At 72.7% G+C, this 26,459-nt stretch carries 29 protein-coding genes; 20 read left to right on the top strand and 9 right to left on the bottom strand.

Going from position 1 to position 26,459, the window contains the following annotated elements; all coding sequences use genetic code 11:
• Positions 1–102: 102 nt before the first annotated feature.
• Both NFS20_RS14930 and NFS20_RS14925 read left to right on the top strand, forming a co-directional pair.
• On the top strand, positions 103–885 hold the full coding sequence (locus NFS20_RS14930) for a TetR family transcriptional regulator (protein ID WP_502800822.1): 783 nt from the start codon (positions 103–105) through the stop codon (positions 883–885).
• Positions 882–3,014 (top strand): acyl-CoA dehydrogenase family protein, encoded by a 2,133-nt coding sequence (locus tag NFS20_RS14925; protein ID WP_251152578.1) that lies wholly within the window; start codon positions 882–884, stop codon positions 3,012–3,014. The genes NFS20_RS14930 and NFS20_RS14925 overlap by 4 nt, the downstream gene beginning before the upstream one ends.
• A 235-nt stretch (positions 3,015–3,249) precedes the next feature.
• Here NFS20_RS14925 and NFS20_RS14920 read toward each other — a convergent pair whose 3' ends face one another.
• The 5 genes from NFS20_RS14920 to NFS20_RS14900 form a co-directional block, all read right to left on the bottom strand.
• Positions 3,250–4,194: a DUF2599 domain-containing protein gene (locus NFS20_RS14920; protein WP_251152577.1), complete on the bottom strand. Its 945-nt coding sequence runs from the start codon at positions 4,192–4,194 to the stop codon at positions 3,250–3,252.
• Positions 4,191–4,664, bottom strand: coding sequence for an NUDIX hydrolase (locus tag NFS20_RS14915; protein ID WP_251152576.1), 474 nt, complete (start codon positions 4,662–4,664; stop codon positions 4,191–4,193). Before NFS20_RS14915 ends, NFS20_RS14920 begins: the two co-directional genes overlap by 4 nt.
• 47 nt (positions 4,665–4,711) lie before the next feature.
• A complete protein-coding gene (locus NFS20_RS14910; RefSeq protein ID WP_251152575.1) occupies positions 4,712–5,107 on the bottom strand; it encodes a YrdB family protein in 396 nt (131 codons plus the stop codon).
• A 34-nt stretch (positions 5,108–5,141) separates the two neighbouring features.
• Positions 5,142–6,608: an APC family permease gene (locus tag NFS20_RS14905; RefSeq protein ID WP_251152574.1), complete on the bottom strand. Its 1,467-nt coding sequence runs from the start codon at positions 6,606–6,608 to the stop codon at positions 5,142–5,144.
• Between the two features lie 121 nt (positions 6,609–6,729).
• The gene (locus tag NFS20_RS14900) at positions 6,730–7,746 is read right to left on the bottom strand and encodes an EamA family transporter (RefSeq protein WP_251152573.1); all 1,017 of its coding nucleotides are present in this window, start codon (positions 7,744–7,746) and stop codon (positions 6,730–6,732) included.
• A gap of 88 nt (positions 7,747–7,834) precedes the next feature.
• Between NFS20_RS14900 and NFS20_RS14895 the strand changes: the two genes are divergently transcribed.
• The 17 genes from NFS20_RS14895 to NFS20_RS14815 all read left to right on the top strand — a co-directional run bounded on the left by NFS20_RS14895 (position 7,835) and on the right by NFS20_RS14815 (position 22,061).
• Positions 7,835–8,731, top strand: a complete 897-nt coding sequence (locus NFS20_RS14895) for a LysR family transcriptional regulator (protein WP_251152572.1) — start codon at positions 7,835–7,837, stop codon at positions 8,729–8,731.
• A gap of 147 nt (positions 8,732–8,878) precedes the next feature.
• Positions 8,879–9,448, top strand: a complete 570-nt coding sequence (locus NFS20_RS14890) for a hypothetical protein (protein ID WP_251152571.1) — start codon at positions 8,879–8,881, stop codon at positions 9,446–9,448.
• A 110-nt stretch (positions 9,449–9,558) separates the two neighbouring features.
• Positions 9,559–10,305, top strand: coding sequence for an SDR family oxidoreductase (locus tag NFS20_RS14885; protein ID WP_251152570.1), 747 nt, complete (start codon positions 9,559–9,561; stop codon positions 10,303–10,305).
• Positions 10,306–10,315: 10 nt separating this feature from the next.
• The gene (locus tag NFS20_RS14880) at positions 10,316–10,948 is read left to right on the top strand and encodes a TetR/AcrR family transcriptional regulator (protein WP_251152569.1); all 633 of its coding nucleotides are present in this window, start codon (positions 10,316–10,318) and stop codon (positions 10,946–10,948) included.
• Positions 10,945–11,928 (top strand): NADPH:quinone oxidoreductase family protein, encoded by a 984-nt coding sequence (locus NFS20_RS14875; protein WP_251152568.1) that lies wholly within the window; start codon positions 10,945–10,947, stop codon positions 11,926–11,928. Before NFS20_RS14880 ends, NFS20_RS14875 begins: the two co-directional genes overlap by 4 nt.
• Before the next feature lie 46 nt (positions 11,929–11,974).
• Positions 11,975–12,709, top strand: coding sequence for an SDR family NAD(P)-dependent oxidoreductase (locus NFS20_RS14870; RefSeq protein ID WP_251152567.1), 735 nt, complete (start codon positions 11,975–11,977; stop codon positions 12,707–12,709).
• Between the two features lie 123 nt (positions 12,710–12,832).
• Positions 12,833–13,579 (top strand): ABC transporter ATP-binding protein, encoded by a 747-nt coding sequence (locus NFS20_RS14865; protein ID WP_251152566.1) that lies wholly within the window; start codon positions 12,833–12,835, stop codon positions 13,577–13,579.
• Entirely contained in the window at positions 13,576–14,289 is a 714-nt protein-coding gene (locus NFS20_RS14860; protein ID WP_251152565.1) for an ABC transporter ATP-binding protein, read from the top strand. Before NFS20_RS14865 ends, NFS20_RS14860 begins: the two co-directional genes overlap by 4 nt.
• Positions 14,289–15,167 carry a branched-chain amino acid ABC transporter permease gene (locus NFS20_RS14855; protein ID WP_251152564.1) on the top strand — a complete coding sequence of 293 codons (879 nt, stop codon included), beginning with the start codon at positions 14,289–14,291 and terminating at the stop codon, positions 15,165–15,167. The genes NFS20_RS14860 and NFS20_RS14855 overlap by 1 nt, the downstream gene beginning before the upstream one ends.
• Positions 15,164–16,309 carry a branched-chain amino acid ABC transporter permease gene (locus NFS20_RS14850; RefSeq protein ID WP_251152563.1) on the top strand — a complete coding sequence of 382 codons (1,146 nt, stop codon included), beginning with the start codon at positions 15,164–15,166 and terminating at the stop codon, positions 16,307–16,309. The genes NFS20_RS14855 and NFS20_RS14850 overlap by 4 nt, the downstream gene beginning before the upstream one ends.
• A gap of 5 nt (positions 16,310–16,314) precedes the next feature.
• Positions 16,315–17,610, top strand: coding sequence for an ABC transporter substrate-binding protein (locus NFS20_RS14845; protein WP_251152562.1), 1,296 nt, complete (start codon positions 16,315–16,317; stop codon positions 17,608–17,610).
• A gap of 162 nt (positions 17,611–17,772) precedes the next feature.
• Positions 17,773–17,949 carry a hypothetical protein gene (locus NFS20_RS14840; RefSeq protein ID WP_251152561.1) on the top strand — a complete coding sequence of 59 codons (177 nt, stop codon included), beginning with the start codon at positions 17,773–17,775 and terminating at the stop codon, positions 17,947–17,949.
• Positions 17,949–18,305, top strand: coding sequence for a YciI family protein (locus NFS20_RS14835; RefSeq protein ID WP_251152560.1), 357 nt, complete (start codon positions 17,949–17,951; stop codon positions 18,303–18,305). The genes NFS20_RS14840 and NFS20_RS14835 overlap by 1 nt, the downstream gene beginning before the upstream one ends.
• Positions 18,306–18,320: 15 nt before the next feature.
• Positions 18,321–19,661, top strand: a complete 1,341-nt coding sequence (locus tag NFS20_RS14830; protein WP_251152559.1) for an RNA polymerase sigma factor — start codon at positions 18,321–18,323, stop codon at positions 19,659–19,661.
• Between the two features lie 36 nt (positions 19,662–19,697).
• Positions 19,698–20,411 (top strand): class I SAM-dependent methyltransferase, encoded by a 714-nt coding sequence (locus NFS20_RS14825; RefSeq protein ID WP_251152558.1) that lies wholly within the window; start codon positions 19,698–19,700, stop codon positions 20,409–20,411.
• Between the two features lie 465 nt (positions 20,412–20,876).
• The gene (locus tag NFS20_RS14820; protein ID WP_251152557.1) at positions 20,877–21,299 is read left to right on the top strand and encodes a hypothetical protein; all 423 of its coding nucleotides are present in this window, start codon (positions 20,877–20,879) and stop codon (positions 21,297–21,299) included.
• A 186-nt stretch (positions 21,300–21,485) separates the two neighbouring features.
• Entirely contained in the window at positions 21,486–22,061 is a 576-nt protein-coding gene (locus tag NFS20_RS14815) for a dihydrofolate reductase family protein (RefSeq protein WP_251152556.1), read from the top strand.
• Between the two features lie 474 nt (positions 22,062–22,535).
• Here the strand turns inward: NFS20_RS14815 and NFS20_RS14810 are convergent, their stop codons facing one another.
• The 3 genes from NFS20_RS14810 to NFS20_RS14800 form a co-directional block, all read right to left on the bottom strand.
• Positions 22,536–22,805: a hypothetical protein gene (locus NFS20_RS14810; RefSeq protein WP_251152555.1), complete on the bottom strand. Its 270-nt coding sequence runs from the start codon at positions 22,803–22,805 to the stop codon at positions 22,536–22,538.
• 364 nt (positions 22,806–23,169) lie between these two features.
• Entirely contained in the window at positions 23,170–23,763 is a 594-nt protein-coding gene (locus NFS20_RS14805) for a hypothetical protein (protein ID WP_251152554.1), read from the bottom strand.
• On the bottom strand, positions 23,760–25,043 hold the full coding sequence (locus NFS20_RS14800) for a hypothetical protein (protein ID WP_251152553.1): 1,284 nt from the start codon (positions 25,041–25,043) through the stop codon (positions 23,760–23,762). The genes NFS20_RS14805 and NFS20_RS14800 overlap by 4 nt, the downstream gene beginning before the upstream one ends.
• Before the next feature lie 356 nt (positions 25,044–25,399).
• On the opposite strand from NFS20_RS14800, the gene NFS20_RS14795 reads away from it, so the two are divergent.
• Entirely contained in the window at positions 25,400–25,816 is a 417-nt protein-coding gene (locus NFS20_RS14795) for a hypothetical protein (RefSeq protein ID WP_251152552.1), read from the top strand.
• Here NFS20_RS14795 and NFS20_RS14790 read toward each other — a convergent pair.
• Positions 25,813–26,454 carry a response regulator gene (locus NFS20_RS14790; RefSeq protein WP_251152551.1) on the bottom strand — a complete coding sequence of 214 codons (642 nt, stop codon included), beginning with the start codon at positions 26,452–26,454 and terminating at the stop codon, positions 25,813–25,815. The genes NFS20_RS14795 and NFS20_RS14790 overlap by 4 nt on opposite strands.
• Positions 26,455–26,459 lie beyond the last annotated feature (5 nt).

Here is a 26,459-nt window from a genome sequence, read left to right as displayed (position 1 = left end):
GGCACCGGCGGTGAGTGCCGCGAAGGGCTCGCGACGACCCATCACGAACCATCACGACCCATCACGACCCATGACGACACAGACGTCGCGACGGAGGACAGCGTGAACACAAGCGTGGGCGGCATCGGCACCGCCGCCGGGACCCGAGGACGGGGTCAGCCCGGCCCGTCGACCGACGGGCGTTCCACCCGCTGGGACGAGCACCGCGCCGCGCGCCGCGCCGAGCTCATCCGGGCCGCCAGCAAGGCCGTGCACCGTGGCGGCCCGGGGGTCTCCATGGACGAGATCGCCGCGGCGTCCGGCACGTCGAAGTCGATCATCTACCGCTACTTCGACGACAAGACGGGCCTCCAGATCGCGCTCGGCGCCGCCGTCGTCGGGCAGATGCACGACGCGCTGACCCAGGCGGCCGAGGCCGCCGAGACGCCGCGGCGCGCGCTGCGCGCGATGGTCGGCGTCTATCTCGAGATGATCGAGAGCTCGCCCAACGTCTACTACTTCGTGACGCGCACGAGCGCCGTCGCCGGGACCGAGGAGGCTGCGGGCGTCGCGCTCGCCGCCGGACACGTCGCCACCGGGTCGCAGGCCCCGCTCGCCGCGTTCCTCGACTCCGTCATCGAGCTCGTGGCCGAGCCCTTCGCCCGCGCCACCGACGTCCCGCCCGCCGACGCCGCGGCGTGGGCGGCCGGCGCGGTCGGCTTCGTCCGGGGCGCGGGCGAGTGGTGGCTCGCGCACCGCGGTCGTCCCGGCACCCCCGACCGCGATCAGCTCACCGAGCGCGTCGCCGCCTGGCTGTGGGCCGGGCCGGTGGGCGTCCTCTCCCAGAACCCCGGCGGCTCGCACCGTCCTCCGACGTCGTCCTCAGCACCCAAGGAGTCCCGATGACCGCCACGTCCGACCGTCCCGCTCTCAGCCCCGTGGACGGCTCCCTCACGACCGGCTCGGACGCGCGCGTCGACGTCCCGGGCCTCGAGCGGCTCCTGCTCGGTCGGTGGTCCGAGCTGCGCGCCGCGGCGCGCGCCACCGCGGGCGAGTCCGCCTTCTGGCGGGTCGAGGGCCAGAGCAAGGAGGTCCACCGCGAGCACGTGCTCGAGCAGATGCGCCTCCTCGTCGACAAGCGGCAGGTGTGGCGGGGGTACCCGGAGCGCCTCGGCGGCGCCGACGACCCGGGCGGCAACCTCGCCGGCTTCGAGGAGCTCGTGGCCGCAGACCCGTCGCTGCAGATCAAGGCAGGCGTCCAGTGGGGCCTGTTCGGGTCGGCGATCCTCCACCTCGGCACGCCCGAGCAGCAGGACCGCCTCCTGCCCGGCGCGATGGACCTGTCGGTCCCCGGCGCGTTCGCGATGACGGAGACGGGCCACGGGTCCGACGTCGCGAGCATCGGCACGACGGCCACCTACGACCCCGAGACCGAGGAGTTCGTCGTCCACACCCCGTTCCGCGGGGCGTGGAAGGACTACCTCGGCAACGCGGCGGTCCACGCGACCGCGGCGGTGGTCTTCGCGCAGCTCGTCACGAAGAACGTCGACCACGGCGTGCACGCGTTCTACGTGCCGATCCGCGACCCGCAGGGCGAGCGCGACGAGCTCGGCCGCCTGCCCTTCCTGCCGGGTGTCGGCGGCGAGGACGACGGCCAGAAGGGCGGCCTGAACGGCATCGACAACGGCCGCCTGCACTTCGACCACGTGCGCATCCCGCGCGCCGACCTGCTCGCGCGCTACGGGTCGGTCGCCGCCGACGGCACGTACTCAAGCTCCATCGACAGCCCCGGTCGCCGCTTCTTCACGATGCTCGGCTCGCTCGTGCAGGGTCGCGTGTCGCTCGACGGCGCCGCCGTCACCGCGGCCAAGCTCGGCCTCGCGATCGCCGTGCGGTACGCGAACGAGCGCCGTCAGTTCACGGGCGGGTCCGCGACGGACGAGGTCGTGCTCCTCGACTACGGCACGCACAAGCGCCGCCTGGTCGTCCCGATCGCCGAGGCGTACGCCGGGCACTTCGCGCACGACCGCCTCCTGGACCTCTTCCACTCGGTGTTCTCCGGCGAGGAGGACACACCCGAGCAGCGCGAGGACCTCGAGACCACGGCCGCCGCGCTCAAGGCGACGAGCACCCGGTTCGCGCTCGACACGCTGCAGGAGACGCGCGAGGCCTGCGGTGGCGCGGGCTTCCTCACCGAGAACCGCATCACGAGCCTGCACGCCGACCTCGACGTCTACGCGACGTTCGAGGGCGACAACACCGTGCTCCTCCAGCTCGTCGCCAAGCGCCTGCTCGCCGACTACGGCAAGCAGTTCAAGGGCATCACGCCCGGGCAGATGGCGCGCGTCGTCGTCGAGCGCGCGGGCGACATGGCGCTGCACCGCACGCCGCTCAAGCGCGCCGCGCAGGCGCTCGCGGACGTCGGCGACCCCCGTCGCGCGGCCGGGCACCTGCGCGACGCCGAGACGCAGCGCGCGCTCCTGACCGACCGCGTCGAGACGATGGTCGCCGAGGTCGCGCAGGCGCTGCGCCCCGCGCAGAAGGCCGACCCCGAGACCGCGGCGAACCTCTTCAATGCGCACCAGGTGGAGCTGGTCGAGGCCGCCCGCGCGCACGCCGAGCTGCTGCGCTGGGAGGCGTTCACGCAGGCGCTGCCGACGGTCGAGGACGAGGGCACACGCGAGGTCCTCACGACGGTCCGGGACCTGTACGGGCTGAGCCTCGTCGAGCGCCACCTCGCGTGGTACCTGCTCAACGGGCGCCTCTCGACGCAGCGCGCGCGCACGGTGACGAGCTACCTCGACCGCCTGATCGACCGCCTGCGCCCGCACGCGCAGGACCTGGTCGACGCATGGGGCTACGGCCCCGAGCACCTGCGGGCGAAGATCGCGTCGGGCGCGGAGAAGGAGCGCCAGGACGAGGCGCGCGACTACTACCGGCGCCTGCGCGCGAGCGGCGACCAGCCGCTCAGCGAGAAGTCGCTCCGCAAGGCCGAGAAGGCCGCGAAGGGTTCGTCGGTGGCCACCCGCCACTGACGCCGCGCCACCGGGCCACCGCGTCGACCCGGACGCGTGGGTCCGGCGCGCCACCTGCCCCGACGTGCACGGCGGAGCGGTACCGCCTGTCGGGGCCCGGCCCGGGCGTCGTGACGACCACCAGCCGTCGCGACGCCCGGGCCTCCTGCTGTGCCGATCACGACCTGGCGGTCGTTCCGGGGCCGTAGACGTCCCTCAGGTCGTGCTCGGCGGCGCGCGAGCGCGTTCTCGACGGTCAGGTCGGGTTGCAGCGGGCCGCGAGCACGGCGACGAGCCCGACGTCGGGCCGCCAGGGCTCGAGGTTCCACGTCGCCTTGTCCGGTGCGCCCAGCGCGTGACAGGCGAGCTGGTCGTGCATGCCGGGCGCGTCCGCCTCGGGCTCGGCGGCGACGAGCGCCGTCCACAGGACGTCCTGCGCCGCCGTCCCGCCGGTGCGCCCCCAGGCCGTCGGGTCGACGGCGAGCGACCGCCCGCCCTCGCGCTCGCCCCAGTCCGCGGTGCGCAGGGCGTCGGTGCCGAGCGTCGTCGTCACGGTGGCGCCCGGGGCGCCCGACGCCGCAGCCTCCGCCGCGTCGACCGTCAGCTCGACCCGGGTCGGCCCGGTGACGGCGAACCGGGCGCGCGGTGCGGTCCCCGGCCCGTTGCCCGCCGGTCCGTCGGCACCGCCGGCCGGTCCCGCTGCCGACCCTGCGGGGGTGGCGGTCGGCCGGGTCAGGCCGCCGACGGGCGTGCCGTCCGCGGCCAGGACGGTGACCGTCCCGTCGGCGTTGGCGGCGAACGTCCCGGGCGTGGCGAGCACGGGCGCGACGGGCCCCGTGACGGCCGCGACCGTCAGGGTCGCCGCACCGTCGTCGTCCGTGCCGACCTCGACGGCTCCCGGGCCACCGTCCTCCGGGGCCGGGGCCGGGGCCGGGGCCGGGGCCGGGGTCGCCTCGGCGGGGCGGGGTACCTCGACGTCCAGGGCCACGTCACCCGAGGACACGCGCGCCGTGGCGACGGTCGTGGACGGCTGCTCCTCCGGGCTCTCGTCGTCGGTGTCGGGCGCGGACGTGCCGGCCTGCGTCGTCGCGGGGGCCGGTGCCGCGGGAGCGTCGGTCGTGCACGCGCTCGCCGCGCCCAGGGCGAGGCCCGCGACGAGGAGGAGCCCCGCGCGTCGGGCGCGCGGGGACGACCGTCTCACGGGTTCCGCGGCGTCGACGACGGGTGCGGCACGGCCGGGTCGGGCACGAGCCCTGCCCAGCGACGGGCGACGTCGACGAGCTCGACCCGGTCGAGCGCGTCGACCTCGTCCGACGTGAACCAGCGGGCGTCGTCGGTGCTCCCGTCCTGCTCGACGGTCAGCTCGCCGCCGACGACGTGCGCGCGGTACACGATCCGGATCCCCTGCATCGCGTGGTCCCGGTCCTCGGGCCGCAGCCGGTCGCGGGCGCCGACGACGATGCTGTCGACGCCGAGCAGCCCGTCGAGCTCGACGTCGTACCCGGTCTCCTCACGCACCTCGCGAACGGCCGCGTCCTCGGGATGCTCGCCGGGGTCGATCCCGCCGCCGGGAAGGGTCCAGCCGTCGTGACCGCCCTCGGTCCAGTGCGGCAGGAGCAGCCTCCCGTCGTCACGGACGATCACGGCGTAGGCGGCGACGCGGATCTGCATGGACCCCATCCTGCCCGGCCGGTGCGCGACAGTGCGCTTCGGCCGGCTCAGCGGGCCCGGGTGAGGGCGAACGCCGTCGTGCCGACGAGCGCGAGGCCCACGCCCCACCAGACGAGCCCTGCCGCGGCGACGACGAGACCGGACGCGACGAAGACGGCGATGTGGGCGTCGAGCCTCCACGGCTGGGACAGGCGACGCGCGGCGCGCGGCGCGAGCCAGCGGCCCCACACGGCGATCGCCGCCGCGGGGAGGGCGAGCGCGAGGAGCACACCGAGCAGCACGGGGAGCGGCGACGCGAGACCGGTCGACGTCCCGAGGCGCCAGCCGGCGACGGCGAGCAGGACGACCAGAGCGATCTCGCAGAGGAACGCGAGGACGTCGGTGGGGCCGACGTGCTGCACGCGAGGGGCACCCGGTTCCGCGTCGTCCGTTCGTCGCGCCATGTCGCGAACGATAGGCGGTCCGGGCGGCGGCGGCTCACTTCTCGTCGATGTCGTCCTCGAGCCGCGAGACGTCGGAGAACTGGATCTGCCGGTGGCGCACCGCGCGGTTGTAGAGCCAGGTGACGAACGACAGCACGATGCCCAGGGCCACGAGCGCCCCGGCGATCACGTACTGCTCCTGCTGCTCGGCGCTGCGCGCCCACGGACCGGCGAGGTACGCGCACGTCAGCGCGCCGAGGACCGCGAGCCAGGTCCGCGTCCGGAAGTGCGCGTGGTCCACGTGGTCGCGACGCAGCACGAGGAGCGCGATGTTGACGATCGTGAAGACGACGAGCAGGAGGAGGGACGTCGTCCCGCCGAGCAGCGCGATCGCGTTCGCCCCGCCCTCGGTCGCGGACTGGAGCACGACGTAGGTGATCAGCGCGAACGCGATGGCCGTCGTCACGAGGATCGACACCCACGGCGTGCGGCGGAAGGGGTGGACCTGCCCGAACGCGCGCGGCAGGACGCCCTGGTTCGCCATCCCGTAGAGCAGGCGCGACGCCATGAGCATGTTGATGAGCGCCGAGTTCGCGACGGCGAACATGCCGATGAACGGGAAGATCGTGTCGAACGGCAGGTTCGGCGCACCCGCCGCGACGACCTGCGTGAGCGCGGAACCCCTCGACTCGTCGACGAGGTCGCCGACGGGGACGAGCGCGACCGCGGTGATCGCGACGAGGACGTAGATGACGCCGGTGACCGACAGGCCGGTGAGCATCATGCGCGGGAAGTCGCGCACGGGGTTCTTGCACTCCTCCGCCATGTTCACCGAGTCCTCGAAGCCGACCATCGCGAAGAACGCGAGCGTCGTCGCGGCGGTCACGGCGAGGAAGACGCTCTTGTCGTCTGCGCTCTCGAACACGACGACGCGCGAGAAGTCGGCGCGACCCTGCGTCGTCGCCCACAGCCCGACGAAGATCACGAGCAGCAGGCCCGAGAGCTCGACGAGCGACAGGACGACGTTCGTCCGCACGCTCTCCGCGACGCCGCGGAAGTTGACGAGCGCGACGAGCGCCATGAAGCCGAGCGCGATCCACAGGCGACCCGCCCCGCCCGTCTCCAGACCCAGCCCGAAGCCGTCGGAGACGAACCCGGCGAACGCGTTGGACGCCGTCGACGCCGACGTGATGCCCGAGCTCATGACCATGAACGCGACGACGAACGTCAGCAGGTGGATGCCGAACGCCTTGTGCGTGTAGAGCGCCGCGCCGGCGGCGCTCGGGTACTTCGTGACGAGCTCCAGGTAGGAGAACGCGGTGATCGTCGCGACGACGAACGCGAGGGCGAACGGCAGCCACGCGGCTCCGCCGACCTCGCCCGCGACCTGTCCCGTCAGGGCGTACACGCCCGTGCCGAGGATGTCGCCGACGATGAACAGGAGCAGCAGCTTGGGCCCCATGACCCGCCGCAGCTCCGGCTGCTCGCGCGCTGCCTCCGTCTGCCCTGCGGTCTGGCTCATGAGAGGCTCCCTCGCGTCTCGGCGTCCCTGACCTCCATTCGACCGCGGCGGAGGCGGGATGTCAGTGCGAGAGGGGGCGTGTCGCGTCGCTCTCCTCGCCGAGCCCGGGGTCGTGCGGCGATCAGCCCGCGAATCGGCGCACGACCCGGGGTTCGGCGGTGGGGGTGGGCTCGGCACCTGGGACGAGTCGGGCCGGCCGGCGTCGGCGCAGGACGCCCGTCGTGATCGCGACGCCCAGCAGGAGCACGACGCCGCCCGTCGCCTCCGCGACGTTGGGCACCTCGTCGAGGACGAGCCACGCCGCGAGCATCCCCACCACGGGGACGAGCATCGTGAACGGCACGACGGCGGACGCCGGGTAGCGCGCGAGGAGGCCGTTCCAGATCCCGTACCCGACGAGGCTCGCGAGCCACGCGGTGTACGCGGTCGACAGCAGGGGGGCGAGAGTCAGGTGGGTCAGCGCGTGCCCGACGGCGTCCGGCCCGTCGGTCCACAGCGCCAGCCCGAGCAGGGGGACCGGGACGACGAGCGCCGACCACACCGTCATCGACAGCCCGTCGGCCCACGCGGGAGCGGGGCGTCGCCGCGAGGTGGTACCCCGGACCGCCGAGGTGGTACCCCGGTCCGCCTGGGTGGCGGCGCGGCTGCCCGAACGCCGCTGGACGACGTTGCCGACCGCCCACGACGCCGCCGCGGCGAGCGTGACGACGAACGCGAGCGCCGGCGTCGACGCGCTGCGGCCCAGCCCGACGACGACGAGCCCCGCCGCGCCGACCACGACGCCGACGAGCTGCCAGCGCGTCGGCACCTCGCGCAGCGCGAGCGCCGCGAACAGGACCGTCAGGCCCACCTGGGCCTGGAGGACGAGCGACGCGAGCCCCGGCGGCATCCCCAGCGAGAGGGCCGTGTAGAGCAGGCCGAACTGGCACAGGCTCATGAAGAAGCCGACGAGCAGGACGTCGCGCCACCGGGCGGTCGGGCGGGGGACGAGGAAGATCGCCGGCACGAGCACCGCGACGAACCGCAGCGCGACGAACAGCGTGGGCGGCAGGTCGCCGAGACCGAGGTCGATGACGACGAAGTTCGCTCCCCAGATGACGGCGACGAGGACCGCGAGGAGGGACGGGCGCAGGGGCATGGGGCCAGCCTGACCGGTCCCTCCGTGCACGTCCAGCGCACAGACATGACGCATTCCCGGTAGCGCAACTGCACGGTAGCGTGGGTGCATGATCGATCTCGCCGCCGTGGACGCCCTCGTCGCCGTCGAGCGCACGGGCACCGTGCACGCTGCGGCCCGGGATCTCGGGTACACGCCGTCGGCGGTGTCGCAGCAGGTCAAGCGCCTCGAGCGCGAGCTCGGCGTGCGGCTGCTGGACCGCGAGGGCCGCGGGGTCGTGCTCACGTCCGCGGGGCGGCGCGTCGTCGACGAGGGGCGCGTCCTGCGGGAGCAGGTCGAGGCGCTGCGCTCCCGCCTGCACGACGCCGGAGCGCGCCCCACGGGGACCGTGCGGCTCGGGACCTTCTCGACGGCGGTGCGGGGCGTCGTCGCGCCGCTCGCCGCCGCCGTGCGCGCGGACGAGCCCGACCTGCGGCTCGTCGTGCAGGAGGCCGAGCCGTGGGACGCGGTCGCCGCTGTCGCCGCCGGGACGCTCGACCTCGCGCTCGTGCACCACTGGGAGGGCGTCGGGATCTCGCTCCCACCGAGCCTGCGCAGCGAGGAGCTGTTCCGCGACGAGGCGGACGTCCTCGTGCACCGGACGAGCCCGCTCGCGGGCCGGGACGCCCTGACCCCGGCCGACCTGCTCGACGAGACCTGGGTCTGCACCCCGGACGGGACGATCTGCTACGAGTGGTTCTGCCACATGTTCGCGCGCCAGCCGCGCGTCCCCCGGATCGACTACCGGTGCCTCGAGTTCGCGTCGCAGGTCGAGCTCGTCGCGCACGGGCTCGCGGTGGCCCTGGTCCCGCGGCTCGGTCGCGGGCCGCTGCCGTCCGAGGTCGTCGCGGTGCCCGTGCGCGAGCCGGTGCCGACGCGCCCGGTGACCGTCGTCTGGCGCGCGACGATGACGGACGCGCCCGCGGTGCGGTACCTGCGCGAGCGGCTGCGCGCCGTCGTGCCCTGACGCCCTCAAGCCGAACCCCGGGTCGTGCGCCCTTCCGGGGCCGGATCGGCGCGCAACCCGGGGTTCGGCGAGGGGCTCGGCCACGAGGAACCCAGCGGCGCCGCGAGCCGTTGCCCAGGCGTGAGCACGCCGACGAGAAGGGGAGCCATGACGCAGGACGCATCGACCACCCGACGAGCCGTCGACCCGACGACGGTCGCGATCGCGGGGGCCACGACCCTCGCGTGGTACGCCGTCCCCGACGTCGTGCGGCCGCGCTGGGCGAGGGCGCTGCTCAAGACGGCGATCGGTGCGGCCGGCGCCGTGCTCACCGTGACGTCCACGGCCGATGGTCGCGAAGCCCGGGAGGCCGTGCGGTCGCTCCGTGACGGGGCCGCGCTCGTCGACGAGACCTCGGCCACGCCCGGCGACGACGCCGCGCTCCCAGGAGCGCCGCGCCCGCGTGGAGCCGAGCGTGAGGACAACGCCTACGCGCCCGACGTCGCCCGCTCGCCGTTCCCCGTGCCGCCCGCGGTGATCGCCGTGGGCGCGGTCGGTGGGGTGGTCGCGAGCGTGGCCCTCGCCGTCGCGGGGGAGAGGTGGGCGTACCGCCGGGGCGAGGCGCTGCGGGCCCGCGGCGTCCGGGCGCCGCACACGCGGGTGGGGCTCGCGATGGGCGGCGTCGCCGTGGCGCTCGCGGTGGCAGAGCCCTTCCTGTGGTCGCCGTCGTCGGACTGACCTCGACGGTCGACCGGAGCGTCCCGGGATGCTAGGGTCTCGCAACATACCGAACGGTCGGTCTGTCCGTTCGTCGGCGAGGTGGCCGGAGGGCCGGGAGGGCGGAGCCCGTGCGCAGGTTCGAGGGCAGGGTCGCGGTCGTGACCGGGGCGAGCCGCGGGATCGGGCGCGCGATCGTCGAGCGGCTCGTCGCCGAGGGAGCTCGCGTCGTCGTGACGGCGCGCAAGCCCGAGGCGCTCGCGGAGCTCGTCGAGAAGCTGGGTGCGGACCATGTCCTGACGGTCGCCGGCAAGGCCGACGACCCCGCCCACCGCGCCCAGACGCTGGCCGCGACGCTCGACCGCTTCGGCCGCATCGACCACCTCGTCAACAACGCGGGCGTCAACCCCGTCTACGGACCGGCGCTCGAGATCGAGCCCGACGCGATCCGCAAGATCCTCGAGGTCAACGTCGTCGCGGCGCTCGAGTGGACGCGCGACGCCGTCGCGGCCGGACTGGGTGCGGGCGGGTCGGTCGTGTGCACGTCCTCGGTGTCGGGCCTCGCCGCGAGCCCCGGCATCGCGTTCTACGGCGTCTCCAAGGCGGCGCTCGTCAACCTCGTGCAGCAGCTCGCGGTCGAGCTCGCGCCGGGGGTGCGGGTCAACGCGGTCGCCCCGGCGATCGTGCGGACGCGGCTCGCGCGCGCCCTCTACGAGGGGCGCGAGGAGGAGGTCGTCGCGCGGTACCCGCTCGGTCGCCTGGGCGAGCCGGCGGACGTCGCCGGGCCGGTCGCCTTCCTCCTGTCCGACGACGCCGCGTGGATCACCGGCCAGACCCTGACGATCGACGGCGGCAGCAGCGTCCGCCCGATCGGGTGAGGATGGGCGCATGAGGCAGACACCCGTCGTCGACGACATCATGCGGGCAGCGCTGGAGCTGTTCGCCACGCAGGGCTTCGCCAACACCTCGGTGCGCCAGGTGGTGGAGGCCGCGGGCGTGACCAAGGGCGCGATGTACCACTACTTCGAGTCCAAGGACGACCTCCTCTTCGCGATCTACGAGCGGATCCTGTCGCTCCAGACGTCGCACCTCGAGGAGATCATCGGGCGCGGCGAGCCGACGGCGCAGACGCTGCGCGCCGTGTGCGTCGACGTCATCGAGACGTCGATCGACTTCCTGGCCGAGGGCACGGTGTTCTTCCGCAGCGCGCACATGCTGTCCGCGCCGCGCCAGCAGGAGGTGACCCAGCGCCGTCGGGCCTACCACGACACCTTTTCCGGGCTGATCGAGCGCGGGCAGCACGAGGGCCTGTACCGCACCGACGTCCCGGTCGGTGTGCTGGTCGCGCACTTCTTCTCGGACGTGCACTACCTGTCCCACTGGTACTCGCCGACCGGGCCGGAGTCCAAGGTGCAGGTCGCGGAGCAGCTCACCGACATGTTCCTCGTCGCGCTCTCCGCCGAGAGCGCGGGCCGCAGCGTCCTGCCCGGGACCACGACGACGACAGGGGTCGGCGGATGAGCGTGCAGGCGTGGCAGGTCACGAGCCTCGGGGAGCCGCGAGACGCGCTCCGGGTCGTCGAGGTGCCCGAGCCGGAGCCCGGGCCGGGAGAGGTCGCGGTCCGCGTGCGCGCGGTCGCGGTGAACTTCCCGGACGTGCTGCTCGCGCGCGGCGAGTACCAGGTGCGGCCCGAGGTCCCGTTCACGCCCGGCATCGAGCTGTGCGGGGACGTCGTCGCGGTCGGGGCGGGGGTCGAGCGCGTGCGCGTGGGGGAGCGGGTGGTCGGCTCACGGATCGGCGTCCTGGCGCAGGTCGCGGTCCTCGCGGAGTCCGAGGTCTTCCCCGCGCCCGAGGCGCTCGACGACGCCGAGGCCGCGGCGCTGACGATCGCCTACCAGACCGCGTGGTTCGCCCTGCACCGGCGGGCCGCCGTGCAGCCGGGCGAGACGGTGCTCGTGCACGCCGCCGCCGGAGGCGTCGGGACCGCGACCGTGCAGCTCGCGGTCGCCGCCGGGGCTCGCGTGGTCGGGGTCGTGGGCGGCGCGGCGAAGGCGCAGGTCGCGCGCGATGCCGGCGCGCACGTCGTGCTCGACCGCACCAGCGACGACCTCGTAGCCGCCGTCAAGGAGGCCACCGGCGGTCGCGGGGCCGACGTCGTGGTCGACCCCGTCGGCGGGGACGCGTTCGACGCCTCGGTCCGCTGCGTCGCGTTCGAGGGCCGGATCGTCGTCGTCGGGTTCGCCGGCGGACGCATCCAGAGGGTCCGCCCCGAGCACGCGCTCGTGAAGAACTACGGCGTGCTCGGCCTGCACTGGGGTCTGTACGCGCGCGAGCGACCCGACCTCGTCGCGCAGGTGCACGACGAGATCTCCCGGCTCGTCGCCGAGGGCGCCGTACGGCCCGTGGTCGGCGCCGTCGTCCCGTTCGAGGACGCCGCTGACGCCGTGCAGCGCCTCGCGGACGGCGCGACGACGGGTCGCCTGGTCGTCCGCGTCGGCTGAACGTCGGCTGAACCTGCCCGCACGGCACCCGATCGAAGGAGCAGTCATGGCCCGGCTCGACGGCAAGGTCGCGCTCGTCAGCGGAGGAGCCCGCGGGCTCGGCGCGGCGTACGTGCGCGCGCTGCACGCGGAGGGGGCGCGCGTCGTCGTCGCCGACCTCCTCGAGGAGGAGTCGGAGGCGCTCGCGGACGAGCTCGGGGACCGGGCGCTCGCCCTCCGGCTCGACGTGACGGACGAGGCGAGCTGGGCGGCGGCGGTCGACGCGACCGTCGAGAGGTTCGGCGCGCTGAACGTGCTCGTCAACAACGCGGGCATCGCGAACGCCGGCCGGATCGAGCGGTACGGGCGGGAGAAGTGGGACGCCGTCATCGCGGTGAACCTCACCGGCACCTACCTCGGGGTCCGGGCGGTCCTGCCCGCGCTCCGCGCCGCCGGCGGCGGGTCGATCGTCAACGTGTCCTCGGTCGAGGGCATGCGCGGCAGTCCCGGTCTGCACGGCTACGTCGCGTCGAAGTTCGGCGTGCGCGGCCTCACCAAGTCGCTCGCGGTCGAGCTCGGTCCCGAGAACATCCGCGTGAACTCCGTGCACCCCGGGTTCGTCCTCACGGCCATGACCGAACGCCTCGACCCCGAGTCGCCGCACATCCCGCTCGGACGCCCGGCGCTGCCCGAGGACGTCGCCGGGGCCGTCGTGCACCTCGCGAGCGACGAGTCCGCGTACACGACGGGCACCGAGCTCGTCGTCGACGGCGGCATGATCGCGGGCATCCCGCACTCCTGATCGTGCGGTGCGCCGTCGAGCGCGCCGTCCGCCCCGAGACCGCCGAGAATCGTTGCCGAATCGACATACCGGCCGGTCGGTCTCTGTTGTATCGTTCAGAGGAACCGACACGAAGAGGTGCCGATGTCCACCACCGCTGCTCCCCCCGCGACGCTGGTCCCGCGGCTCGCCGTGCACGGCCTGACCGTGCGGTTCGGCGGGCTCACCGCGCTCACCGACGTCTCCCTGCGCGTCGACGACGGCGAGGTCGTCGGGCTCATCGGCCCGAACGGGGCCGGCAAGACGACGCTGTTCAACGCCGTGTGCGGGCTGGTCCCGCCGACCGAGGGCACGGTCGCCGTCGCGGGCGGGCGAAGGGACCGGGCGCCGCGTCCGGACCGCCTCGTGCGCCACGGCGTGGCCCGGACCCTCCAGGGTCTCGGCCTGTTCGCCGGCCTGACGGTCCTGGAGAACGTCGTGGCGGCGTGCCCCGACCGGCGCGGAGGGGTCGACCGTGCGCTGGCCGAGCTCGACGGGCTGGGCATCGGCCACCTCGCCGCCGCCCGTCCCACGGCGCTGCCCTACCCCGACCAGAAGAAGGTCGCGCTCGCGCGGGCCCTCGTCTCGCGTCCGGGACTCCTCCTGCTCGACGAGCCCGCCGGCGGTCTCGGCGCCGCCGACATCGACGACCTCGCCGGGCTCGTGCGCCGCGTGGCGCGCGGCGGGTGCGCGGTGCTGCTCGTCGAGCACCACGTGGACTTCGTCATGGAGGTGTGCGACCGCGTCGTCGTGCTCGACTTCGGCCGCGTCATCGCGTGCGGGACGCCCGCCGAGGTGCGCGACGACCCCGCCGTCTTGGAGGCCTACCTCGGCACGGAGGTCGACCGGTGACCGCCGCGCTGGAGATCGACGGCCTCACCGTCGGCTACGGCGGCGCCCCCGTGCTGCGCGACGTGCACCTCGACGTCCCGACCGCGCGCATCGTGGCGCTCGTCGGCGCGAACGGCGCCGGGAAGACGACCCTGCTGCGCACGGCCTCCGGCCTCGTCGCACCGACGGCTGGCACCGTCCGGCTCGACGGCGTCGACCTCGCGAGCCTGTCCGTCGAGGACCGGTCGCGCCGGGGTCTCGCGCACGTGCCCGAGGGGCGTGGCGTCGTCGTCGAGCTGACGGTCGAGGAGAACCTGCGCCTCGGAGCGCTGTGGCGCACCCCGGCGGACCGGCGCACGGCGATCGCCGACGCCTACGAGCTCTTCGAGCCGCTCGCGCGCCGCCGCACCAGCGCGGGGCACCAGCTCTCCGGCGGCGAGCGCCAGATGCTCGCGCTCGCCCGCGCGCTCGTCGCCGCCCCGCGCGTCCTGCTGCTCGACGAGCCGTCGCTCGGCCTCGCGCCCCGCGTCGTCGCCCAGATCATGGCCGTCCTGCGGCGGCTGTGCGACGCGACGGGCCTCACCGTGCTGCTCGCCGAGCAGAACGTCGCGAGCGCACTGTCCGTCGCCGACCACGGCGTCGTGCTCGGCCTCGGCGAGGTCGTCGCGAGCCGACCCGCGGCGGAGCTCCTGCACGACACCACCCTCCGCCACGCCTACCTGGGGTTCTGATGGACCGACTCGTGTTCCTCCTCGGCACCGGGCTCGCCCGCGGCGCCGTGCTCGCGCTCTTCGCGCTCTCGCTCGTGCTCGTCTGGCGCGCGGCGCGCGTCGTGAACTTCGCGCAGGGCGCGATGGCCGTCACCGCGACCTACGTCGCGTACGTGGTGACCCGCACGACGGGGAGCTTCGTCGTCGGGCTCGTCGCAGCGCTCGTCGCCGGCGCCGCGCTCGGCTGGGCGGTCGAGCGCGGCCTGATGCGCCGCGTCGCGGGCAGCTCGCCGCTCGCGGGGGTGATCGTGGCGATCGGGCTCGTGATGATCCTCCAGTCGGCGCTCGGGATCATCGTGGGCGGCCGGACGCTGCCCGTCGAGGCGCCGTTCGACGAGCGGCCGATCAGCGTCGGCGGCGTCCCGCTGCTCTCGCCGTACGACCTGTTCGTCCTCGTGGTCGCGCTCGTCGTCATGGCGGGGCTCGGGCTGCTCTTCACCCGCACACGGCTCGGCCTGCAGATGCGGGCGGCGGCGTTCGCGCCCGAGGTGTCGCGCATGCTCGGCATCAGGGTGTCGCGGCTGCTCACGCTGGGGTGGGCGCTGTCGTCGGCCGTCGCGGCGCTCGCGGCGATCCTGCTCGTGCCGACCGAGCTCGGCCTGACGCCGCACGCGACCGACATGCTCTTCGTGCTCGGCTTCACCGTCGCGGTGGTCGGCGGGCTCGACTCGCCGGTCGGTGCGCTCGTCGGCGGCATCGGGGTGGGCGTGCTCATCAGCCTCGTCACCGGGTACCTCGGCGCGAGCGTGGCGCCCCTCGCCGTCCTCGTGCTCCTCGTGGTCGTGCTGCTCGTGCGACCGCAGGGCCTGCTCGCGGTGGGGGAGGCGAGGCGCGCATGAGCCGCCTCACCGGTGCCCGCCGCACGCTCCTCCTCGCCGCGGTCGCCACCCCGGCCGTGCTCGTGGCCGTGCTCTTCCTCGACCCGTTCCGCAGCTACCAGGTCGCGCTCGTCGCGGTGTACCTGTGCGCGACGGCGGGGCTCACCCTCGTCGTCGGGCTCGCCGGGCAGGTGTCCCTCGGGCACGCCGCGCTCATGGCGGCGGGCGGCTACGGGTACGCGCTCACCGCGAACGCGCTGACCGACGCCGGGCTCGAGGGCGGGGCGCGGGTCGTGCCGTCGCTGCTCGCGGGCGCCGCGGTCGCCGGGGCGCTCGGCCTGCTCCTCGGGCTCGCGGGCGCGCGCCTGCACGGCCCGTACCTCGCGGGCCTCACGCTCGCGCTCGTCCTCGCGCTGCCCGCGCTCGCGACGACGTGGAGCACGGTGCTCGGCGGTGACCAGGGAGTCCAGGTCGCGTTCGACGGCGTGCCCGAGCCGCTGCAGGGCCTCCTCGGGATCGAGCAGTGGCAGGCGTGGGTCGCGGTCGTCGTGGCCGCCGTCGTCGTCACGGGTCTCGCGCTGCTGCGCGACGGCCGCCTCGGTCTGCGCATCCGGGCCGTGCGGGACGACGCCGTCGCCGCGCGCCTCGCCGGCATCCCCGCCGGCCGGGTCATGGTCGCGACGTTCACGGCGAGCGCCGTCGGTGCCGGCCTCGGCGGCGCGGTGCTGTGCTTCGTCACGCAGTCCGTCGCCCCCGGTGGCTACGGCCTCGCGCTGTCCCTCCTGCTGCTCGTCGCGGTCGTCCTGGGCGGTCTCGGCAGCCTGCGCGGCGCCGTGATCGGCGCCGTCCTGCTCGTCCTCGTGCCGTGGCTCGCCGGCCTCCTGGCCGACGCCCTGCCCGTTCCCGGGGACCTGGCCCAGCGGCTGGACGGCAACCTCGCCGTCCTGCTGTTCGGCGTCCTGCTCGTCGTCGTCATGGTCGCCGCCCCCGGCGGTCTCACCGGCGCGCTGCAGTCCCGGTCGACGTCTCGCCGCCGTCGCGCGTCGTCAGCCCCTGCCGACCCCCTTGCCGACGAACCGGCTGCACGCCGTGCCGTCGATCCGTCCGACGAACCGTCCGACGAACCGTCGGACGTACCGCTCCACGCCGACACAGAGAGGTGACGCCGATGTCACTCACCACCCGCCGCCTGCGCGCGGTCGCAGTCCTCGCCGTCCCGGCCCTCGCCCTGGGCCTCACGGCCTGCAGCGTCCCGGGATCCACCGCGTCCGGCGACGAGGAGGGGGACGCCACGGGCGTCACCGACTCCACCGTCACCGTCGGCACGCACACCCCGCTCACCGGTCCGGCCGCGGCCGGCTACTCGTCGATCTCCGCCGCGGCCACCGCCTACTTCGACTACCTCAACGAGCAGGGCGGCATCAACGGCCGCACCATCGAGTACGTCGTCAAGGACGACGGCTACAACCCGGCGAACACCCAGACCGTCGTGCGCGAGCTCGTCCAGGAGGACGAGGTCTTCGCGGTTCTCAACGGTCTCGGCACGCCCACCCACTCCGCGGTCCTCGACTACCTCGACCAGAACGAGGTGCCCGACCTGTTCGTCGCGTCCGGCAGCACGAGCTGGGACCAGCCGGAGGAGTACCCCTGGACGTTCGCGTTCAACGCGGACTACGTGGTCGAGGGCAAGGCGCTGGCCCACTACGCGCAGGAGGAGCTCGACGGCACCACGTACTGCGTGCTCGGCCAGGACGACGACTTCGGGGAGGAGTTCCAGCAGGGCCTCGAGGCCGTGCTCGGCGCCGACGGGCTGGCGTCCGTGCAGACGTACTCCGTCTCCAACCAGGACGTCACCGCGCAGATCGGCGCCATGCAGGCCGCGGGGTGCGACACCAACTTCCTCGCGACCGTCAACGGGTTCACGGCGCTCGCGCTCGGCACCGCGGCGCAGCTCGGCTACCAGGCGCGGTGGCTGTCGTCGTCGTCCGGCGGCGACTACCCGACCCTCGCGGGCTTCCTCGGCGACGACGTCGCGCCGCTGCTGCTCGAGGGCTTCGTCTCGACAAACTACCTCTCCTTCAGCCCCGCCGATCCGTGGGTCACGCACTTCCGCGACGTGAACGACCAGTACAACGACGGCGCGCCCTTCGACGGCAACACCGTCTACGGCATGTCGGTGGCCTACACGTTCGCGGAGGCGCTCGCCCGTGCCGGGGAGGACCCGACGCGCGAGAGCCTCGTCGAGGCGCTCCAGTCGGGCGACGTCGTCGGGGCGGGGATCATGCCGCTCGCGTTCGCGGCGGACGACCACTCGGCGTACGACGGCGTCGGGATCACGGTCGTCGCCGACGGGGTGCAGGACTACGTCGGCCCCGTCTACGCGACCGACTCCGCGGACGGGCCGGTCGAGGACTTCACCGGCGAGGCGGTCCCCTTCGAGAACGAGGGGATCCCGCAGCCCTGACGGCTCCCCGATCTACCCGTGAGATCGAGCCCCGGTCGAGTCGACCGGGGCTCGGTCCGTCGACCGGCTCGAAAGATCCTCGGCTCGAGGTGTCGATCTCGGCGTCCGGGCTTCGTCGTCCTGGTGTGCGGCCGCACGGGCCGCGCACGAGGAGGAGGCACGATGAGATTCCTGGACATGATCCTGCGGGCCGACCGCCCGCGTGGGCGGGCCGACACCACCACGCTGTACGGTGACGGGCGTCGCAGCGTCGGCGACGGCATCGAGGCCGCCGACGTGGCGTTCTTCGGGCCGATGGTGCTCCGCCGGCCCACCACGACCTGGGCGGAGGAGTCCTGATGCGCTACCTGATGCTGGTCCTGAGCACGCCGCACGACCCCGAGCTGCGGTCCGAGGACGCCGAGAGCGGACCCACCATCGAGCAGTGGGTCGAGCGGCACTACGGCAGCGGGGCAGCGGTCCTGGGCGACCGGCTGCGGCCGCCGGCCGACGCGGTCGGCGTGCGGGTGCGCGACGGCCGCGTCCTCGTCACCGACGGCCCGTTCTCGGAGACGAAGGAGGCGATCGGCGGGTTCGACGTCCTGGAGGCCGACGACCTGGACACCGCGATCGCCATCGCGTCCGAGCACCCGATGGCGCGTGGCGGCGCGATCGAGCTGCGACCGGTCTGGCCGCTGAACCTCGACGACGCCTGAGCCGCGGTGCCGGCGATGAGCTCCGGCTCGGCCGTCGAGGACGCGTTCCGCACCGAGTGGGGCCGCGTCCTCGGCGCCGTCGCGCGCAGCACGGGCGACCTCGACCTGGCCGAGGAGTCCGCCCAGGAGGCGTTCGCGACGGCGCTCCGGACGTGGGGGCGCGACGGCGTCCCCGAGCGTCCCGGGGCCTGGCTGACGACCACCGCCCGGCGCCACGCCATCGACGTGCTGCGACGCCGTCGGGTCGACGCGGACCGGACCTCGGCGGCGGCGCGGCTCGCGGAACGGGTCGACGCCGGACCGCTCGCCGTCGGGCGCACCGCGGACCCGGTCCCCGACGAGGTGGCGCTGGTCCTGGACGACGACGCATGGGACATCGACGACCCGGACGGGGACCTGCTGCGCCTGCTGTTCACCTGCTGCCACCCCGCGCTGCCCGCAGAGTCCCGGGTGGCGCTGACGCTGCGGTCGCTCGTCGGCATGACGACGGCGCAGGTGGCCCGCGCGTTCCTCGTCCCCGAGGCCACGATGGCGCAGCGCCTGGTGCGCGCCAAGCGACGCATCCGCGCGACCGGCATCGCGTTCCGGGTCCCGCCCCCGGAGCTGCGCGCGGAGCGCGTCACGGGGGTGCTGACGGTGCTCTACCTGCTCTTCACCGAGGGGTACGACGCCTGGGCGGAACCGGCGGACGAGACGGACGGCTCGGTGGAGCGGCGCGCCCTGGCCGACGACGCGGTCCGGCTCGCGAGACTTGCCGCGCGCCTGCTCGACGACGAGCCGGAGGCCCGTGGACTGCTCGCCCTGCTCCTGCTCCAGCACGCCCGGCGCGACGAGCGGACGGGGCCCGACGGCGTCGCGCGCACCCTCGCGGAGCAGGACCGGTCCCGCTGGCGCCACGACGAGATCACCGAAGGCCTGCGCGAGCTCGACGTCGCGCTCGCCGCCGCGCGGCCCGGTCCGTACCAGGTGCAGGCGGCGATCGCGGCCCTGCACGACCGCGCCGGCAGCGACGCTGAGGTGGACTGGTCCGAGATCCTCGGGCTCTACGACGTGCTCCTGAGCATGACCGGGTCGCCGGTCGTGGCCCTCAACCGCGCGGTCGCCGTCGCGGAGGTGCGCGGCGGCGACGCGGGCCTGGCCGCGATCGACGAGGTGGCCGACGACCCGGCGCTCGCCGGCTACCACCTCCTGCCCGCCGTCCGTGCCGAGCTCCACGCACGTGCTGGACGTCCCGTCGAGGCGGCCGAGCACCTGCGCGCCGCGCTCGACCTCGTCGACCGCGAGGGCGACCGTCGCCTCCTGGTCCGCCGGCTGGGCGCGCTGACTGCGCCGCACGCGGACGCCCCGTCCCGATAGCGTCCCGACGTCGGGACGTCCGAGCGAAGGAGCACCATGAAGGCCGACCACTACGACCGTTTCGCGGCCAGGTACGACGCGGAGAACGCGTCGAGCCTGCTCAACGCGCACTACGAACGGCCGGCCATGATCCGCCTCGCCGGCGACGTCCGCGGCCGGCGCATCCTCGACGCCGGGTGTGGCTCCGGACCACTGACGGCGGCGCTGCGTGACAAGGGCGCCGCCATGACCGGGTTCGACGGCAGCCCCGCGATGATCGACCTCGCGCGCCGCAGGCTCGGCGACGGCGTGCCGCTGCACGTCGCGGACCTCGCGCGGCCGCTGCCGTTCGCGGACGGTGCGTTCGACGACGTGGTCGCCTCGCTCGTGCTGCACTACCTCGAGGACTGGGTGGCGCCGCTGACGGAGATCCGGCGTGTGCTGAAGCCCGGCGGTCGGCTCGTCATCTCCGTCAACCACCCCACCGCCAGCGTGATCAACTACCCGGGCGAGGACTACTTCGCCACCCGGCAGTACTCCGAGGAGTTCCTGTTCGACGGTGCGCCAGGCGTGCTGACGATGTGGCATCGCCCCCTGCACGCGATGGTCGACGCGTTCACCGCCGCGGGCTTCGGCATCGAGGTCCTGAGCGAGCCGCAACCCTCGCCCCGGACGCCTCCCGAGCTGCTCCCACCGCGCATCGTCAGCGGTGAACGCTCGGCGTTCCTGTGCTTCCTCTTCTTCGTCCTCAGGAGCGCGGCCGACGACTGACACCTCTCCCGCGGCCTGCTGCGAAGGGGGCGCACGACCGATCCTGCCTGGACGCCCTGCCCGTCAACGGGCCTACGGGTCCAGCAAGGTTCGGCGGGCTCGTTCAGGACGACGTTGCGCTCGCCGGTGAGGGCGACGAGATGCCGAAGGCTGCCTCGAGGTGACCGCAGGGTCTGCCTGCTGGCGCCAGCACTTGTCGGCCATGGGGTGCGGCCGCAGCATGGATTCGACACCTTCATCGGTCGGCGAGCCGTCGACTCATGCGCTGCCGCATGCCAGCGCTCCTCCGCACGTTCGCCTCATGAGCTCTGAGGGGATGCCATGACGCACAGAACCTCGAGGAACCGCCTTGCGGCTTCCGCCTCGACCCTGCTCCTGGCTGCCACGGCCATCCTTGCGACCGGCACGGCTGCCTCCGCGGACCCGCCCGACGAGGACGGGGGTCCGATCATCTGTACCGGGACCGTGACGACCAGCTACAGTCCCGCGCTCGGTCCGCTCCCGAAGCCGACCACGCAGACCGTGACCGAGGAGCTCGGCACGGACGGTGGTGGCTCGTGCATCGGCCCGTTCGCCGCCGGCGCCGCCGTCACCGTGTTCGAGCAGGAGGTCAGCTGCCTTCTCCAGGGGCTCGGCGACACCCTCGTGGAGAACGTCGTGACGTATCACTGGCAAGGCGGCCAGACCAGCACCATCACCTACCCGGTGACCACCGTCGTCCGTGCCGCTGGCCAGCTCATCGTGACGTCGACCGGCACGGTGACCGACGGATTCGGCGAAGGGTCCATCTCCGAACGGATCGCCGTGTACCCGGACCTCGACCTCCTCAGCTGCCTCACCTCGAGCGTCCAGCAGCAGACGGGCATCATCACCGTCACCATCACCTAGGGGTGCAGGCAATTTACGGGTGACCCGAGCTGTCGGTGGCACGTACGGTCCGGGGTCTGACCGTCGTCTCGATAGTCAGGCGCGGGCTCGGCGAGAGTCTTCTCGAAGAGATGTCGAACCGAGGGTGCGCCGTTCGACGTCGTCGTGAAGGCACTGAGACTCCACCACCCGAACAGGAACGGAACCATGGCACGCGAACTCGTCTACACCGGATTCATCACCCTCGACGGCTCGGTCGACTCTCCCGGCGGAACGGCCGAGGGCCATCCCGGAGGCGGGTGGGTGTTCGACACCGACTTCGTCCCGGAGGCGTACGCCCTGAAGGGCGAAGAGCTCGAGGAGACGACGGCCCTGCTGTTCGGCCGACGCAGCTATGAGGCGTTCTCAAGCTTCTGGCCGACGTCCTCCGACCATGCGGCGTACCAGGAGCTTCCCAAGTACGTGGTGTCCACGACTCTCGACGAGGACGCTCTCGTCGACGGCTGGGGGCCGACGACGATCCTGCGCAGCACCCAGGACGTCGCCGACCTCAAGCAGGCCGACGGGGGTGCGATCTTCATCCACGGCAGCGCAGAGCTCGCCCTGCGGCTGGGCGAGGCCGGCCTCATCGACCGCTACAACCTGCTGACGTTCCCCTACCTCCTGCCCGGCGGCAAGACGATCTTCGGCGCACGCGGCGCCGACCGTCGCACCCTGTCACTGCGCGACTCCGCAACGTATGCGAACGGCGTGGTCAAGCTCGTCTACGACGTGCAGCACTGAGGACTCGAACCGCTCACCCCGTGACACGGGCGCCCCGGGTGAGCGGTTCGCATGGCCCTCGCACGGCAGGCGGACGCAGGCTGTGCACCTCGTTGAGGCGATCGCGTGGGCGAACTGCCATCGACCATCCAGGTCAAGGAGGGATGGCGCGCCCGTTGGGCCATCCGACGTGATCGTCCGCGCGCCGTCGACCACCAGATAGCTTCATCTGGACCAGATCTCTACCCGACCGAAGTTGTCGGACACCGCACAACCGACCGTTTGTCGTACGGCGCAATAGAGGACATGTGGCTGCTGGCCGCTACGCCGGACACGGTGACGCCGAGCGACTGTTCCTTCTCTCGTCGCAAGCGAGCGCGCACTTGTATGACCAGGTGTTGAGCTCCACGCCGCCAGGTCGTCTCGTGGCCGGGCAAACCGGAACGGGCCCCTGCACCTGAGGCGCAGGGGCCCGTCGTCGGTGGCCGTTGGTGCTCAGCGGCGGTTTCGCCTGTTGTGGTGGAGGGTCATCGCGGTGCCGACGATGACGGCCGCGATGGGCGCTCCGATGAGGAACGTCATCGGCGCCCAGGAGTAGGTCGCCGAGAGGTATGCGACGGCTGCGATGACGGCGCCCCAGAAGAGGCAGGCCCAGAAGCTGTTGCCGAGGATCCCGCGCGACGGCTCAGTGGCTTCGGGGATGTCCTGGTGGGCGCTGGCGACGATGGGCCGCATGGCGGCGGGCTGAGGGGCCTTGGTGCTCATGTGGGTCACTTCCATTGCATCGACTGGCTGGTCGGCGTGCAGAGCGACGCGGCTACGGCCTTGACTGTAGTCGTGTTGCCGAACCAGCGGCCCTCGGTGCACAGGTAGCCCGGCCGAGCTTCGGTGCCACGAACCCTCTGTCGCCGTCGCCATACATAGAACACGGACCACGAACCCGAAAGGGTGCTCGCCGATCCGGAGGCGTTGATCGCCGCACCCCCAACCACCCGATGGCGTCATCTGGACCAGGTCTTGACAACCCGTCCGGGGTTGTCGGACACCGCTAAACCGACCGTTTGTCGTGCGTCGCAGAACCTGGTTTTGCGACGCACGACAAACGTTGGGTTTCGCAGCAGATGCCGAGTCAGTTGGCGCAGTCGAAGCCGCTCTCGTCGATCGGGGCACCCGAGCAGACGACGAGTTCTGCCGGGATCGAGTACTGCCTCTCCGCACCGTCAATCTCGTAGGTGACCTCGATCGTTTTCCGTTCGAAGCGTCCGGGCTCGTCAGCTGTGATCCCGATGAGGAGCTGGTATCCCTCGATCGCCTCGGGTTCGTCTGCTGGAGCCCGAGAGCCCTCGTACGTCACCGTGTACCCGACGGCGTCGTCGAAGGTATCCACGGTCGCGCTGACGTCGGCCGGTGCAGGCGGGAAGCCGGGGGCGAGCTGCGTCGCACCGATCTCACGGTCCTCGGGACCGAGGATCGAGACGCCGACGATCTCGATACCGCTGTCCTCCGGGGTGAACGAGACGTCGGTGATCGTGGCCTCCCCCGGCACGTCGAGGTACAGCACCTCCAGGCCGTCGGTCACTGGTTCGCCAGGCGTGACCTCGACAGCCCACCCGTGAGGCTCTGTCGCGCGGAAGTCGTCGGACGCGGACGGCTCGGCCTGACACCCCGAGAGGAGGAGTGCCAGGCCGAGCGCGACGGCCACCTTGCGGTGGTGACGGATCATGGGGCCTCTTGCACCTGAGCCGCGGTCGTCGGAGTGGAGTTGCTGCCACACGCCTTCGCACCGCTAGCCTTCGGGATCAGCGTCAGCTTGGCGCTGGTGCTCGTCCTCTGCGAGTTCGAGAGAGAGACGCCGCCGATGGAGTAGTTCCCCGACCACGTGACCGTGCGGTCACGCGCGACCCAGATGGCATTCGCGAGCGAGACCGTCCTGCTCGCCACGCATGACCAGGTCGGCTGGGAGATGGCGTTCCGGTTACCGCCAGTCCAGTTGTACGGGCGCCACGCGATCTGTCCTGTGGCGACCGGGGCGTTGGAGCCCACAGGCCAGCACGTGACCTTGTAGCCGCGGTAGCGCCACTCCACATCAGTGCGGAAGGCGCTGTTCGTATTCGCGTTGACGCTCATGCCGGTCGCAGTGTTGTTGGTCAGCGACTTCGAGAGCCCGACGTTGTACTTGCCCTTCGATCCGGTCATCGCGACACCGAGGCTCGTCTCCTTGGTCGTGCTCCAGTCGAAGGAGGCGCCGAGCCGGGTACGAGTCTTGAATCGCTGGATCGGGACCCACGCGCGCGTGTAGGTGTTCGTTGCCGTATACGAGACCGAGCCGGAACACACCGAGGTCGGGATCGCCATCGTGTTCATCGTGCCCGACGGCGGATCGTCAAGGATCGTCGGATCCTGCGGGTTGCCGTTCTCGTCCTCGTACACCGGGTTCTCCAGCTCGGCTCCGTCGCCGGCGGCGTGTGCCTCCGTCACGATGCCGACCGTGCCTACCTCCGTCGCACCACCGTTGACGGACTCCAGCGGGGCCGTTCCGCCTGTATAGGCCTGCGGGGCGTCGGCGAGCGTCCAGGCCGCACCCAGGGTGGTCGGCTTCTTCATGATCGCCTCGGTGTAGACAAAATTGGCCTCGTCGCCGCCCGTGAAGACCAGCATGTAGGAGCCGTCGCCAAGGTCGGAGACGGGCATCCCACCGTTGCACCGCACGAGCTCGAACCGGCCGAGCGCGTCGGTCGTCGTCTCGCCCAGGAGCACGGACTGGAGGTCACCGGTGGTGCTCTCGGGCGGCAGCACGCTGACCGACACGGGGGCGTACTTGAGGTATCCGCCTGATGTGTTGAGGAGTTGGCCCGTGATCTTTGAGGAAGGGATGCAGGCCGCGGCCGCGGTGACCTGGTCGCTCTCGCTGCCATCCGGTGATGGTGCCGAGGCAGAAGCAGGCGCTGCAATTGCAGTTGCCAGGAGCAGGACGAGGGGTGTCGTCCAGCGCAGGTTCGTCATTGAAACCCACTCTCTAGAAGCGCTCGCACAGTGCTGAGCGGGAGCACTAGACCACTCGCGCGCCCAGAGCAGCATGCGACACGCCGAGAGGATTGCCGCTCTTCACCCCGGGACCAGTACCCGCTTGAGGGTAGACGCGCCACAACGCGCTCTGACGAACCCGTCGGACATAACGGGCCACTTGTCCGATGTTGCAAAAACAACCGTTTGTCAGGCGTCGCTAAAGAAGGTTCTGCGACGTCCGACAAACGGTCTGATCTGCGCGAGCAGTGCCCTGGCGGGGCACTGGCGTGCCCGAGATCTTCGCTTGGCCCCGGGCTCGTCTGTCCCTTCTGCACCTTTGCTACCGTTCGGCCATGAGGTCAGCCGACATTGCGGAGCGACAGTCGACACGTCGGCAGAGCGTCGCGCTCATCGTGGGAGGTGCGGCGCTCGTCACCACGCCGCCGACCTTGCTTCTGGGTTGGGCCGTCAGCGAGTACCTCTGGGAGCTGTGGTGGCTGAACGCTGGCTCGAGCGGACTCCTCGACGGAGTTCCCGATCGACCGGTCGTCGTACGTGCTGTAGCTGGGCTCGTCCTGTTGCTCGTCGCAGTGCTGTTCGCCGTCGGCGTGGTCACACGCATCAGAGCTCGTGGAGAGCTGACAGCGACGGCAGCGGTCCGATGGGCGCTCCTCGGTGCGGCGATCCCGATTGCCGTGCTCGCGTCGGCGCTCGTGCTCCAGTCATTGCTAGCCGGACCAGAGCAACCCCCATTCGTGCCCTTCTCCTAGGCCGCAGGAGGGGTGAGGCCGGCTTCGTGGGCGATGATCGCGGCCTGGGTGCGGTTGAGGTCGCCGAGCTTGGTCAGGGCGTGGGCGAGGTGGGTCTTGACGGTGGTCTCGGCGCTGTAGAGGTGGCGTGCGATCTGGGGGTTGGTCATGCCGGCTGCGACGCAGCCGAGGACGTCGCGTTCGCGTTCGCTCAGGTCTGTGACGAGGCGGACGGACTCGCTGTGGTCCTCACCGAGGTGTTCGCCCACCACGTCCAGGAGGTGACGGGTCACGGCGGGGGAGAGCATCGCCTCGCCGGCTGCTGCGACGCGGATGCCTCGGCGCAGCTCGTCGGCGCTCGAGTCCTTGAGCAGGTAGCCGGCCGCGCCGAGCCGCAGCGCGGGCAGGATGAACTCGTCGTAGTCGAAGCTTGTCACGACGACGATCGCGGTGCTCGGGACGCTGCGTCGGATCTCTGCTGCCGCGGACAGGCCGTCCATGACGGGCATCTGCATGTCGAGCAGGACGACGTCGGGGCGGTGTGCCTGGACGGTCTGGATGCCGGCGCGGCCGTCGGCCGCCTGTGCGACGACCTCGATGTCCGGTGCGGCGTCGAGCAGCTCGGCGAGCCCGCTGCGGAACAGCTCCTCGTCGTCCACGATCA

It is taken from the genome of Cellulosimicrobium sp. Marseille-Q4280 (genome assembly GCF_943181405.1).
Classification (GTDB): Bacteria; Actinomycetota; Actinomycetes; order Actinomycetales; family Cellulomonadaceae; genus Cellulosimicrobium.
Note: the sequence above shows the minus strand (reverse complement) of the source record. Positions and strands in the feature narration are given on the sequence as shown.

What these genes read in the sequence shown, in the direction of transcription:
- NFS20_RS14825 (WP_251152558.1), top strand. Translation starts at nt 19,698, where the DNA reads ATGAAGGCCGACCACTACGACCGTTTCGCGGCCAGGTACGACGCGGAG.
- NFS20_RS14910 (WP_251152575.1), bottom strand. Translation starts at nt 5,107, where the DNA reads ATGGCGCGACGAACGGACGACGCGGAACCGGGTGCCCCTCGCGTGCAG.
- NFS20_RS14795 (WP_251152552.1), top strand. Translation starts at nt 25,400, where the DNA reads ATGAGGTCAGCCGACATTGCGGAGCGACAGTCGACACGTCGGCAGAGC.
- NFS20_RS14875 (WP_251152568.1), top strand. Translation starts at nt 10,945, where the DNA reads ATGAGCGTGCAGGCGTGGCAGGTCACGAGCCTCGGGGAGCCGCGAGAC.
- NFS20_RS14830 (WP_251152559.1), top strand. Translation starts at nt 18,321, where the DNA reads ATGAGCTCCGGCTCGGCCGTCGAGGACGCGTTCCGCACCGAGTGGGGC.
- NFS20_RS14815 (WP_251152556.1), top strand. Translation starts at nt 21,486, where the DNA reads ATGGCACGCGAACTCGTCTACACCGGATTCATCACCCTCGACGGCTCG.
- NFS20_RS14810 (WP_251152555.1), bottom strand. Translation starts at nt 22,805, where the DNA reads ATGAGCACCAAGGCCCCTCAGCCCGCCGCCATGCGGCCCATCGTCGCC.
- NFS20_RS14835 (WP_251152560.1), top strand. Translation starts at nt 17,949, where the DNA reads ATGCGCTACCTGATGCTGGTCCTGAGCACGCCGCACGACCCCGAGCTG.
- NFS20_RS14845 (WP_251152562.1), top strand. Translation starts at nt 16,315, where the DNA reads ATGTCACTCACCACCCGCCGCCTGCGCGCGGTCGCAGTCCTCGCCGTC.
- NFS20_RS14870 (WP_251152567.1), top strand. Translation starts at nt 11,975, where the DNA reads ATGGCCCGGCTCGACGGCAAGGTCGCGCTCGTCAGCGGAGGAGCCCGC.
- NFS20_RS14865 (WP_251152566.1), top strand. Translation starts at nt 12,833, where the DNA reads ATGTCCACCACCGCTGCTCCCCCCGCGACGCTGGTCCCGCGGCTCGCC.
- NFS20_RS14905 (WP_251152574.1), bottom strand. Translation starts at nt 6,608, where the DNA reads ATGAGCCAGACCGCAGGGCAGACGGAGGCAGCGCGCGAGCAGCCGGAG.
- NFS20_RS14890 (WP_251152571.1), top strand. Translation starts at nt 8,879, where the DNA reads ATGACGCAGGACGCATCGACCACCCGACGAGCCGTCGACCCGACGACG.
- NFS20_RS14850 (WP_251152563.1), top strand. Translation starts at nt 15,164, where the DNA reads ATGAGCCGCCTCACCGGTGCCCGCCGCACGCTCCTCCTCGCCGCGGTC.
- NFS20_RS14925 (WP_251152578.1), top strand. Translation starts at nt 882, where the DNA reads ATGACCGCCACGTCCGACCGTCCCGCTCTCAGCCCCGTGGACGGCTCC.
- NFS20_RS14840 (WP_251152561.1), top strand. Translation starts at nt 17,773, where the DNA reads ATGAGATTCCTGGACATGATCCTGCGGGCCGACCGCCCGCGTGGGCGG.
- NFS20_RS14855 (WP_251152564.1), top strand. Translation starts at nt 14,289, where the DNA reads ATGGACCGACTCGTGTTCCTCCTCGGCACCGGGCTCGCCCGCGGCGCC.
- NFS20_RS14805 (WP_251152554.1), bottom strand. Translation starts at nt 23,763, where the DNA reads ATGATCCGTCACCACCGCAAGGTGGCCGTCGCGCTCGGCCTGGCACTC.
- NFS20_RS14880 (WP_251152569.1), top strand. Translation starts at nt 10,316, where the DNA reads ATGAGGCAGACACCCGTCGTCGACGACATCATGCGGGCAGCGCTGGAG.
- NFS20_RS14915 (WP_251152576.1), bottom strand. Translation starts at nt 4,664, where the DNA reads ATGCAGATCCGCGTCGCCGCCTACGCCGTGATCGTCCGTGACGACGGG.
- NFS20_RS14800 (WP_251152553.1), bottom strand. Translation starts at nt 25,043, where the DNA reads ATGACGAACCTGCGCTGGACGACACCCCTCGTCCTGCTCCTGGCAACT.
- NFS20_RS14900 (WP_251152573.1), bottom strand. Translation starts at nt 7,746, where the DNA reads ATGCCCCTGCGCCCGTCCCTCCTCGCGGTCCTCGTCGCCGTCATCTGG.
- NFS20_RS14895 (WP_251152572.1), top strand. Translation starts at nt 7,835, where the DNA reads ATGATCGATCTCGCCGCCGTGGACGCCCTCGTCGCCGTCGAGCGCACG.